The following is an 11,211-nucleotide window of genomic DNA, read 5'->3' as shown; positions in this document are numbered from 1 at the left end:
CCACCGACGCCATCGCAGGCAAGCCAGCTCCAACAGAACCCGCGCAGCCTGTAGGAGCGGGTCTTGCCCGCGATGCAGCCACCGCGTACTCGCTGACACCCCACCGACGCCATCGCAGGCAAGCCAGCTCCAACAGCGCCCGCGCAGCCTGTAGGAGCCGGGCTTGCCCACGATGCAGCCACCGCGTACTCGCTGACACCCCACCGACGCCATCGCAGGCAAGCCAGCTCCAACAGCGCCCGCGCAACCTGTAGGCGCCGGGCTTGCCCGCGATGCAGCCACCGCAAACTCACGGACACCCCACCGACGCCATCGCAGGCAAGCTAGCTCCAACAGAGCCCGCGCCAGCTGTGGTAGCGTCTGTACGTTACTGACGCACCCTCAAACTCCGCCACAATCCCACCACCATCACCACACTGACTGCCGCCCAGATCCACGCTTGCTGGTTGCCCAGGCCCTCACGGAACAGTTGCGGCGCGATACCGGCCCCGATGATAAACGTCAGCACACCGACCTCCGCCCGTGGCGCACGTACCGGCCGCAGGGCATAGACCAGTGCCGGCAACACCAATGCCGCGCTTGGAAAACTGCGGTAACGCGGGTCAAACACCAACGCCAGCATGCTTACCGCTGCCGCAAAGCCTGCCGCCACCAGCCACCATCCCGCCCGGGCCTCCAGCCAGTTGAAGGCGCGATCACGCCAGCCTTCACGTGTCGCCAGTGCCAGGGCCGCATGGGCCAGCACCAGCAGGTTCAAGCCGACCAACAGGCCCGCCCACAACCACTCACCGGCAAACCGGCTGTTGATTCGCGCAAGCTCACCCCACAGCCCGATGCTGGCGGCACCGGTTGCTGCCAGCAAAGGCAGCAGCAAGGCCGAGCGGGTGCCGCGCACGGGGCCGGCAAGCCACAGCGTGATCAGGAACAGTACGCCACCGAAGCCCAGCCACTGCGGCCAGAGCGGCAGGTTCGACACCGGCCCTTCAAGCACGCCCTTGTCCTGGCGGTCTGCGTCATACAGCCCCCAGTAACCGCCGACGGCACCTTCGCTGGCGCGTTTCCACGGCTGGTCAAAGGCTTCGATCAGGTTGTAATGCCAGCCCTGCTGTTCGGCCATGGCCACGAAACCACGAATGAAGCGTGCCTCGTTGACCCGGCTGGGCAGGGCGGTTTCGCGCTGGCGACCTTCGCTGGGCCAGCCCGTTTCACCAATCAGGATATCCTTGGGCGCGAAGCGGTTGCCGAACACCTGGCGGATCTCGCCGACATGGGCGAGGGCGTCGTCGATTCGCTTCGGATCGTCCTCCCAGTAGGGCAGCAGGTGGATGGTCAGAAAGTCCACCTCCGGGGCAATCTCAGGATGTTTCAACCAGAACTCCCAGACATCGGCATAGGTCACCGGCACGCTGACCTGGCTTTTCACCCGGGCAATCAGGCCGGCCAGTTGCGGGCCGGTCACTTCCTTGCGCAGCAGCGCCTCATTACCGACGATCACCGCACGAACGACGTCCTTGTTGGCATTGGCCGAGGCAATCAGTGCCTGGATTTCCTTCTCGGTGTCTACCGGGTTGCTGTTGATCCAGGCACCCAGCATTACCTTCAGGCCGTGCTTGCGTGCCAGTTCTGGGATCGCCTCAAGGCCGGTCATTGAGTAGGTGCGAATGCACTCGAAACGCTTGGCCAGCAATGCCAGGTCGGCATCCATGCGCGCCGGGCGCAGTTGGAAAGGCTGGTCGAACGGGGACTGGTCTTTATCGAACGGCGTATAGGACGCGCATTGGAGTTTGTGCGTAGCACTGGCCGCATCGGGCAGTACCACCGGTTTCCCCAGCCCGTACCAAAGCCCGGCAAGGGCGAACAGGCCGAGCAGGCAGGCGAACAGGTAAGGCAGCACGGGGAAGCGGGCGGTGGAGGACATTAATCGACGCCGTCTGGTAACAAAGCCGCCAATAGTACCTGCAAACGCCGCCCACTAAAGCCTTGGCATGCAAAGTTCGGGCATAACCGGCAGCCGTTCGAACCACGCCCCGGCCTGCTGGCCTGATGATGTCGTTTCTCGGTGTCTTGAGGTCGCTGCCAGAGCAGGTTCCCGAGACGTGTCGGTTGATGATGCCTTGCATCAGTACTCCGCTGATGCTTCGGCTGTCCTGGTAAGTGGGCGTGACGGGGGCGCCATGCACCAAAACAACGTGACGATGCTCGACCATCGTCGGGCGCTGCACTTTCCGTGAAGTAACGAGGGGAAGCTTTGATGAAAATGCGACGACTCCTGGGGGCGGCCTCCGCCCTGGTACTGGCAATGGGCGCCACGCAGGCGATGGCCAAGGAAGTGAGCATCGGCTACGTCGATGGCTGGTCGGACAGCGTCGCGACGACGTTTGTCGCGGCACAAGTGATCAAGGAAAAACTCGGCTATGACGTCAAGCTGATGCCCGTTGCGACCGGCATCATGTGGCAAGGCGTCGCCACCGGCAAACTGGACGCCATGCTTTCCGCCTGGCTGCCGGTCACCCACGGCGAGTACTGGAGCAAAAACAAAGACAACGTGGTCGATTACGGCCCTAACTTCAAGGACGCCAAGATCGGCCTGATCGTGCCGGAGTACGTCAAGGCTGTTTCGCTGGCCGATTTGAAGACTGACGACAGCTTCAAGAAAAAGATTGTAGGTATCGATGCCGGCTCCGGCGTGATGCTCAAGACCGATCAAGCGATCAAGGACTACGACCTGACCGGCTACAAGCTGCAAGCCAGTTCTGGTGCGGCGATGACGGCTGAGCTGGGGCGTGCCTATGCCAAGCAGCAGTCGATTGCGGTCACCGGCTGGGTACCGCACTGGATGTTCGCCAAGTGGAAACTGCGCTTCCTTGAAGACCCAAAAGGGGTGTACGGCGCTGCTGAAACCGTCAACAGCATTGGCAGCAAAGAGCTGGCGACCAAGGCGCCAGAAGTCGCCACGTTCCTGAAAAAGTTCTCCTGGCAGTCGAAAGACGAAATCGGCGAGGTCATGCTTGCGATTCAGGAGGGCGCCAAGCCTGAGGCCGCCGCCAAGGATTGGGTTGCCAAGCACCCTGAGCGCGTCGCGGAGTGGACCGCCAAGTAACGGCTTCAAGCCTTTTTTTCGGGGCTCCAGGGCTGCATGAATCGTTGCGATCATGCAGCCCTTTGCATTTCTGGCTGTTACAGAAACTGCAAAAGAGTTTTACATCTAAGACTAAGGTCGTCTGGAGTGAGTCCCAAGGCAGCATAAAGTAGCGGTGAGTTCTTTCTACTCTGTGCTGCGAGGACAAAAACAATGAACGACAGCATTTACCTCTCGATACAAAACAGCCCGCGGTTCAAGGAGCTGGTTTCGAAACGGGAGCGGTTCGCCATGATTCTATCGGCGATCATGCTTGGGCTTTACACTGGCTTCATCCTGCTTATCGCTTATGGTCCCCAGATTCTGGGCACCAAGATCAGCCCTGAGAGTTCGATTACGTGGGGCATTCCTGTGGGTGTCGGCATTATTGTGGCGGCCTTCATTCTCACTGGGATCTACGTACGTCGCGCGAACGGTGAGTTCGACGACCTGAACAACGCGATTCTCAAGGAGGCTCAGCAATGATCCGGCGTTTACTGGCAACACTGGCCTTCGGCGTATTCGCGCCGGCCGTCTGGGCGGGAGAAGCCCTGACCGGTGAGGTCCACAAACAACCCCTGAACATTTCTGCCATTGCGATGTTCGTGGTTTTCGTTGGCGCCACCCTATGCATTACCTACTGGGCATCCAAGCGCAACAACTCGGCAGCGGATTACTATGCTGCGGGTGGTCGTATCACGGGCTTCCAGAACGGTCTGGCAATCGCCGGTGACTACATGTCTGCGGCGTCCTTCCTGGGTATTTCCGCACTGGTGTACACCTCTGGCTACGATGGCCTGATCTACTCGATCGGCTTCCTGGTCGGCTGGCCAATCATTCTGTTCCTGATCGCCGAGCGGTTGCGTAACCTGGGCAAATACACCTTTGCCGACGTCGCTTCCTATCGCCTGAAGCAGAAGGAAATCCGCACCCTGTCGGCCTCCGGCTCGCTGGTAGTGGTAGCGTTCTACCTGATCGCTCAGATGGTGGGTGCAGGTAAACTGATCCAACTGCTGTTCGGCCTGGACTACCACGTTGCGGTGATCCTGGTGGGCATCCTGATGGCGCTGTACGTGTTGTTCGGCGGCATGCTGGCGACCACCTGGGTACAGATCATCAAGGCGGTACTGCTGCTGTCCGGTGCGAGCTTCATGGCACTGATGGTCATGAAACACGTCAACTTCGACTTCAACATGCTGTTCTCCGAGTCGATCAGCGTTCACCCTAAAGGTGAAGCGATCATGAGCCCGGGTGGCCTCGTGAAAGATCCGATCTCGGCGTTCTCGCTGGGCCTGGCATTGATGTTCGGTACCGCTGGCCTGCCGCACATCCTGATGCGCTTCTTCACTGTGAGCGACGCCAAGGAAGCGCGTAAGAGCGTGCTGTATGCAACGGGCTTCATCGGCTACTTCTACATCCTGACCTTCATCATTGGCTTCGGCGCGATCCTGCTGGTCAGCACCAACCCGGACTTCAAGGACGCGGCTGGCGCGCTGTTGGGCGGTAACAACATGGCAGCTATCCACCTGGCCAAAGCGGTGGGCGGCAGCATCTTCCTCGGCTTCATCTCGGCGGTGGCGTTCGCGACCATCCTGGCTGTGGTTGCAGGCCTGACCCTGGCCGGTGCCTCGGCAGTGTCCCACGACCTGTATGCCAGCGTGTTCCGTAAAGGCCGCGCCAACGAGAAGGACGAGATCCGCGTTTCGAAGATCACCACGATCGCTCTGGCGGTACTGGCAATCTTCCTGGGCATCCTGTTCGAGAAGCAGAACATCGCGTTCATGGTAGGCCTGGCGTTCTCCATCGCTGCAAGCTGCAACTTCCCGGTACTGCTGCTGTCGATGTACTGGAAGAAACTGACCACCCGTGGCGCCATGATCGGCGGCTGGATGGGCCTGGTCAGCGCAGTAGGCCTGATGGTTCTCGGCCCAACCATTTGGGTACAGATCCTCGGTCACGAGAAAGCTATCTACCCGTACGAGTATCCAGCGCTGTTCTCGATGCTGATTGCCTTCGTCGGTATCTGGTTCTTCTCGGTCACCGACAAGTCCAAAGCAGCTGATGAAGAACGTGCACTGTTCTACCCGCAGTTCGTTCGTTCGCAAACCGGCCTGGGCGCCAGCGGTGCGGTATCGCACTAAGACGCTGAGCGGTTAAGCCACAGAAAAATGCCAGTCAATTGACTGGCATTTTTTTTGGGGCTTTTGCGTCGCAGGTGCTGGTTTCAAGCCTCCAGCCCTGCGGTGCTTTCAGGTCACGCCGTTCATTTAGCCTGCGCCATTCAGCAACCTGATGAAGGATGGGGCCGGCCCATGCCTTCGCTACACTCGCCGAACGTATCCATGGTTGAACGAGGCATCCGTCTATGCAAAACCGCATGATGATCACTGGCGCCGGATCGGGGCTGGGCCGGGAAATTGCGTTGCGTTGGGCGCGTGAGGGCTGGCAACTGGCACTTGCCGATGTCAATGAGGCCGGCTTGCGGGACACCCTGGCCCTGGTGCGTGAGGCCGGTGGAACAGGCTTTGCCCAGCGCTGCGACGTGCGCGACTACAGCCAGCTGACAGCATTGGCGCAGGCCTGCGAAGAGTATTTCGGTGGCGTTGATGTCGTCGTCAACAATGCCGGCGTTGCCTCTGGCGGCTTTTTCGCCGAGTTGTCGCTGGAGGACTGGGATTGGCAACTGGCAATCAACCTGATGGGCGTGGTCAAGGGCTGCAAGGCGTTCTTGCCCCTGCTGACCCGCAGCAAGGGGCGGATCATCAATATTGCGTCCATGGCGGCCTTGATGCAGGCCCCTGCCATGAGTAACTACAACGTGGCCAAGGCGGGCGTGGTGGCCCTGTCGGAAAGCCTGCTGGTGGAGTTGCGCCAACAGGAGGTCGCGGTGCACGTGGTGTGCCCCTCGTACTTCCAGACCAACCTGCTGGACTCGTTCCGTGGCCCGACGCCAGCAATGAAAGCGCAAGTGGGCAAGTTGCTGGAAAGCTCGCCGATTACGGCGGGTGACATCGCCGACTATATCTTCCAGCGCGTCGCGCAAGGCGAATTCATGATCCTCCCTCACGAACAAGGTCGCCAAGCCTGGCAACTCAAGCAGCAAAACCCTCAGGCGCTGTATGACGAGATGGCCACAATGGCCGAGAAAATGTGCGGCAAGGCTCGCTCGACGCAGGCTTGAGCGTTCGCCTCAGGTATTCTGGGCGCCTTTGCTGAACAACCCAAGGTGCCCTGGTGTGATCAATTACTTCTGGTTCTTCCTCGCTGCAGTCTTCGAGATTGGCGGTTGTTATGCCTTCTATCTCTGGCTACGACTGGGCAAGAGCGCGTGGTGGATCGCGCCAGCGTTGCTCAGCCTGACCTTGTTCGGGCTGATCCTGACCCGGGTCGAGGCAGCCTATGCCGGTCGGGCATACGCGGCCTATGGCGGTATTTACATTGTCACCTCATTGATCTGGCTGGCAGTCATTGAGCGCGCCAGGCCGTTGAGCACTGACTGGATGGGCGCGCTGCTGTGTGTATTGGGCGCCAGCCTCATTGTGTTAGGACCGCGTTTTCACAGCGCCTGAAAGCCTCTTTTTTAAGTTTATTTGTAGGGAAAATCTGAAAGCGCGGTGGGAACTGTCTAAATCCCGCTCGCAGCATTGATGGCACCTTGCCCATGCAGCAGTCTCCAGATTCGCCAAAAGCTGGAGGAAAAAGCGATGCTGGTTATCGGACGTGAGGTAGGTGAGGTGATCGCCATTGATGGTCAGATCAGGATCGAAGTGTTGTCCGTGGAAGGCGGTACCGTACGTTTCGGTATCAGCGCTCCACGGCATATCGAGGTGCACAGGGCGGAAATCTACCGGCGTATTGTCGAGCAGGCCGGCAAGAAGATGAGCACGGACTGATTCAGTCCAGCAGTTCCCGAGGGACTTCGTGCTTGGGCAGTAACTGGCACTGTTGGCTTTCCAGGTCGAAGAGGATAAAGGCCTGACCTTTGAGCAGCGCTTGGCGGACCCGCAGTACGCGGGTTTCGAGCGGGGTTTCGTCACCGTTGTCGGTACCGTCGCGGGTGACGAAATCCTCGATCAGGCGGGTCAGGGTCTCAGCTTCCAATTGGTCGTAAGGAATCAGCATAAAAGGACTTGGACGTAGTTAAGAGTGCCCACATCCTACGCGAATCGTTACTGGCTGGCTTCGCCCTGTCTGCGCTTGCCGCGAACCAGTTCACGCAGCATGAAGCGGTTCGGATGGCAGGCTTCGGCAACTGCACGGGGCAGTGGCAGCGGCGCACCGTCAGCCCAGGCAGCAACCAGCTCGCCTGAAAGCGGTGCGGTGATCAACCCGCGAGAGCCATGGCCGCTGTTAATGTACAAGCCCTCAAGCCAAGGGCAGGGCGTGCTCGGTTGTTGCCGGGCGTCTTTGGCCAGCACCGCATAGGCCTGAGCGAACGCTTTTTGATCAGCCAGCGGGCCAACGATTGGCAGGTAGTCCGGGCTGGTACAGCGGAACGCGGCCCTGCCTTCCAGCACCTCGGGGTCGAGATGATCGGCGCCCAGGCGCATCGCCAGGTCGGCGGAGATCTCTTGTAGCAACGCCAGGTTGCCTTGGTGCTCAGCTGCGGTGGGCGTCAGCTCGGTGGCGGTGAAATCGAAACTGGCGCCGAGGGTGTGTTCACCCAGGCGCGGTGGGGCAACGTAACCCTCGGCGCAGACCACGGTGCTCAAGGTTGAACTCTGCCCAGTGGCCGGCAGGCGGGTGATTTGCCCGCGAATGCGCTTGAGCGGCAGTTCACTGCAGCCGTCAAACCGATGGATCTCCGCCGCGCAGGCCAACACCGCGAGCGGCGCACTGGCCAACAGGCGCTCGCCCTCCCAGGCCTGCCACTGGCCATCGGCCTTGCGCAGTTCCAGCACCTGGTGATGCATCAGCAGGCGGATGTTCGGATGCTTGGCCTGCCAGGCGCACAGCGCCGGCGGGTGAACCCAGCCACCTTCAGGGTAGAACAGGCCGCCACTGGCCAGACCGATGCCCGCCATGGTTTCGGCGTCGGTGCGGTTCAGGCGTTGCAGTAATGTCGGGTCGAAGGCCTCGGCCAGTTTGGCCTGGCGCTGATCTTCCTTGTCGTCGAAGGCTAACTGCAACACACCGCAGGCGTCCCAATCACGGCCACGCTGCAATTGTTCCAGCAAGCGTCGGGTATAACCGAAGCCGCTGATGATCAACCGCGACAGGGCGGTGCCGTGGGCTGAGAGCTTCAGGTAGAGCACACCTTGCGGGTTGCCCGAGGCCTCGCTGGCCGGTTGCGCATGGCGATCCAGCAGGCTGACCTGCCAGCCCCGTGCCGCCAGGCTTGCGGCCGTCGCACAGCCAGCCAGGCCGGCGCCAATCACCAGCGCCTGGCGTGGGCCCGGCAGGGCAGGCGGGCGGGCGTACCAGGGCGCGACAGTTGCCGGAGCGGCCTGCTCGGGTGGGCAACCTTCATAGACGCCGCGCACGATTTCCCACTTCTTGCCGATGCCGGGGATCTTTTTCAGCGCGAAACCGGCAGCCATCAACCCGCGACGAACCCAGCCGGTGCTGGTAAAAGTGCCGAGTGTGGCCTGTTCGGCCGAGAGCCGGGCCAACTGAGCGAACAGCTCCGGGGTCCACATTTCCGGGTTTTTCGCCGGGGCAAAACCATCGAGGAACCAGGCGTCGACCCGGGCATCGAGTTGCGGCAACTGCTCCAGCGCATCGCCCACCATCAAGGTCAGCGTGACCCGACCCTGCTCGAAGACAAACTGCTGGAAGCCTTCATGCACCGCCACATACTCGGCTAACAGGGCATTGCCGAAATCTGCCAGCTCCGGCCACAGGGCCAAGGCCTTGGCCAGATCGGCGCGGCTCAGGGGGTATTTCTCGACCGTCACGAAATGCAGGCGAGCACCAGGGCCGGCGCATTCGGCGAACAACTGCCAGGCGCAAAGAAAGTTCATTCCGGTACCAAAACCGGTTTCGCCGATCACCAGGCACTGGTTGTCCTGCAGGGCGCTGAAACGCTGACGCAGGTTGTTCTGCTCAATGAACACATGACGGGTTTCTTCAAGGCCCTGTTCCTTGGAGAAATAGACGTCATCGTACTGCCGCGAATGCGGGCGTCCCTGGTCGTCCCAGTCGATCTGGGCATAGTTGGTTACGTCGGTCATGTTCGGCTCTGAAACGGCAAGACCGGCATTTTAGCCGATCGGTTAAACGCTGTTTGACTTGGCGCATGGTACTGATTTTTCTGCCGACAAAGGCCGCTCTGATCCGCTAGTCTTGCTTATCAACCAAGGGAGCCTGGTACATGTTCGAATCTGCTGAAATCGGTCACGCCATCGACAAGGACACCTATGACGCTGAAGTCCCGGCGTTGCGAGAAGCGTTGCTTGAAGCCCAGTTCGAACTCAAGCAACAGGCACGGTTTCCGGTCATTGTATTGATCAATGGCGTCGAAGGTGCAGGCAAGGGCGAGACGGTCAAGCTGCTTAACGAATGGATGGACCCTCGGTTGATCGAGGTCCGTACCTTCGATCAGCAAAGCGATGAAGAGCTCGCCCATCCACCGGCCTGGCGCTACTGGCGGGCGTTGCCGGCCAAGGGGCGGATGGGGATTTTCTTCGGCAACTGGTACAGCCAGATGTTGCAGGGGCGGGTTCATGGTGTGTTCAAGGACGCCGTGCTCGATCAGGCCATTGGTGGTGCCGAGCGCCTGGAACAGATGCTCTGTGATGAAGGTGCGCTGATCTTCAAGTTCTGGTTCCACCTGTCCAAAAAACAGATGAAAGCCCGCCTCAAGTCCCTGCAGGACGATCCGCTGCACAGTTGGCGGATCAGCCCGCTGGACTGGCAACAGTCACAGACCTATGACCGCTTCGTGCGTTTTGGTGAGCGGGTGTTGCGCCGTACCAGCCGAGACTATGCGCCATGGCATGTCATCGAGGGTGTCGACCCCTATTACCGAAGCCTGGCAGTCGGGCGCATTCTGCTTGAAGGCTTGCAGAACGCGCTGAAGACCGAAGGGCGCGTGGTTCGTCCGAGTAACATCGCGCCGTTGAGCCAGAGCATTGATCAGCGCAGCTTGTTGGGCAGCCTGGATTTGAGCAAGCAACTGAGCAAGGACGAATACCAGGAGCAACTGATTACCGAGCAGGCACGCCTGGCCGGGCTGCTGCGTGATAAACGCATGCGCCGCCATGCCTTGCTGGCCGTGTTCGAAGGGAACGACGCTGCGGGCAAGGGCGGTGCGATCCGCCGCGTGGCTGCAGCACTGGACCCGCGTCAGTACCGAATCGTGCCGATTGCCGCCCCGACCGAAGAAGAACGTGCCCAGCCTTACCTCTGGCGGTTCTGGCGGCACATCCCGGGGCGCGGCAAATTCACCGTGTTCGATCGCTCCTGGTACGGCCGGGTGCTGGTGGAGCGAGTCGAGGGGTTTTGCCAGCAGGCAGACTGGATGCGGGCCTATGGCGAGATCAATGATTTTGAAGAACAGTTGAACAACGCTGGCGTGGTGCTGGTCAAGTTCTGGATGGCGATTGACCAGCAGACCCAACTGGAGCGCTTCCAGGCGCGCGAACAGATCCCCTTCAAGCGCTTCAAGATCACCGAAGAGGACTGGCGCAACCGTGACAAGTGGCCGCAATACGCCGAAGCGGTGGGCGATATGGTTGACCGTACCAGCACCGAAATTGCGCCCTGGACCCTGGTCGAAGCCAATGACAAACGCTGGGCTCGGGTAAAAGTGCTGCGCACCATCAACGAAGCGCTGGAAGCGGCGTTCAAGAACAACAAGAAATAGCCACCAATGCCATCGCAGGCAAGCCAGCTCCAACAGAGCCCACGTAACCTGTAGGAGCCGGGCTTGCCCGCGATGCAAACGGCGCGAACCCACTGGCACCCCACCGACGCCATCGCAGGCAAGCCAGCTCCAACAGAGCCCACGTAAGCTGTAGGAGCCGGGCTTGCCCGCGATACAAACGCCGCGAACTCACGGACACCCCACCGACGCCATCGCAGGCAAGCCAGCTCCAACAGAGCCCGCGTAACCTGTAGGAGCCGGGCTTGCCCGCGATGCAGACGCCGCG

Annotated in this window: 10 protein-coding genes; 7 read left to right on the top strand and 3 right to left on the bottom strand. The window is 60.6% G+C overall.

All coding sequences use genetic code 11. The features are described from left to right. Positions 1 to 367: 367 nt before the first annotated feature. Positions 368 to 1,918 (bottom strand): glycoside hydrolase family 17 protein, encoded by a 1,551-nt coding sequence (locus UIA24_RS22545; RefSeq protein WP_330523985.1) that lies wholly within the window; start codon positions 1,916 to 1,918, stop codon positions 368 to 370. A 333-nt stretch (positions 1,919 to 2,251) separates the two neighbouring features. Between UIA24_RS22545 and UIA24_RS22540 the strand changes: the two genes are divergently transcribed. From UIA24_RS22540 to csrA, 6 genes are all read left to right on the top strand, one after another. Next, the gene (locus tag UIA24_RS22540) at positions 2,252 to 3,100 is read left to right on the top strand and encodes a glycine betaine ABC transporter substrate-binding protein (protein ID WP_102053877.1); all 849 of its coding nucleotides are present in this window, start codon (positions 2,252 to 2,254) and stop codon (positions 3,098 to 3,100) included. 192 nt (positions 3,101 to 3,292) lie between these two features. Beyond that, positions 3,293 to 3,604, top strand: a complete 312-nt coding sequence (locus UIA24_RS22535; protein ID WP_065760403.1) for a DUF485 domain-containing protein — start codon at positions 3,293 to 3,295, stop codon at positions 3,602 to 3,604. Further along, positions 3,601 to 5,259 (top strand): cation acetate symporter, encoded by a 1,659-nt coding sequence (locus tag UIA24_RS22530; protein WP_330523984.1) that lies wholly within the window; start codon positions 3,601 to 3,603, stop codon positions 5,257 to 5,259. Before UIA24_RS22535 ends, UIA24_RS22530 begins: the two co-directional genes overlap by 4 nt. Before the next feature lie 224 nt (positions 5,260 to 5,483). After that, entirely contained in the window at positions 5,484 to 6,299 is an 816-nt protein-coding gene (locus UIA24_RS22525; protein WP_330523983.1) for an SDR family oxidoreductase, read from the top strand. A 55-nt stretch (positions 6,300 to 6,354) separates the two neighbouring features. Next, complete coding sequence (locus tag UIA24_RS22520; protein WP_330523982.1) at positions 6,355 to 6,687, top strand: YnfA family protein; 333 nt, start codon at positions 6,355 to 6,357, stop codon at positions 6,685 to 6,687. Between the two features lie 135 nt (positions 6,688 to 6,822). Continuing rightward, complete coding sequence (csrA, locus tag UIA24_RS22515) at positions 6,823 to 7,011, top strand: carbon storage regulator CsrA (RefSeq protein WP_065760399.1); 189 nt, start codon at positions 6,823 to 6,825, stop codon at positions 7,009 to 7,011. Position 7,012: 1 nt separating this feature from the next. On the opposite strand, the gene UIA24_RS22510 is transcribed toward csrA, so the two are convergent. Then, on the bottom strand, positions 7,013 to 7,240 hold the full coding sequence (locus UIA24_RS22510; protein WP_065760398.1) for a YheU family protein: 228 nt from the start codon (positions 7,238 to 7,240) through the stop codon (positions 7,013 to 7,015). 47 nt (positions 7,241 to 7,287) lie between these two features. Beyond that, positions 7,288 to 9,291: a bifunctional tRNA (5-methylaminomethyl-2-thiouridine)(34)-methyltransferase MnmD/FAD-dependent 5-carboxymethylaminomethyl-2-thiouridine(34) oxidoreductase MnmC gene (gene mnmC / locus UIA24_RS22505; protein WP_330523981.1), complete on the bottom strand. Its 2,004-nt coding sequence runs from the start codon at positions 9,289 to 9,291 to the stop codon at positions 7,288 to 7,290. Positions 9,292 to 9,431: 140 nt separating this feature from the next. On the opposite strand from mnmC, the gene pap reads away from it, so the two are divergent. Beyond that, positions 9,432 to 10,925 (top strand): polyphosphate:AMP phosphotransferase, encoded by a 1,494-nt coding sequence (pap, locus tag UIA24_RS22500; RefSeq protein WP_330523980.1) that lies wholly within the window; start codon positions 9,432 to 9,434, stop codon positions 10,923 to 10,925. The last annotated feature ends 286 nt before the right edge of the window (positions 10,926 to 11,211 follow it).

Origin of the sequence: Pseudomonas sp. AL 58, assembly GCF_036348395.1 — a bacterium.
GTDB lineage: Bacteria > Pseudomonadota > Gammaproteobacteria > Pseudomonadales > Pseudomonadaceae > Aquipseudomonas > Aquipseudomonas defluvii.
The sequence above is the reverse complement of the archived record's forward strand: the minus strand, read 5'-3'. Positions and strand labels throughout refer to the sequence as shown.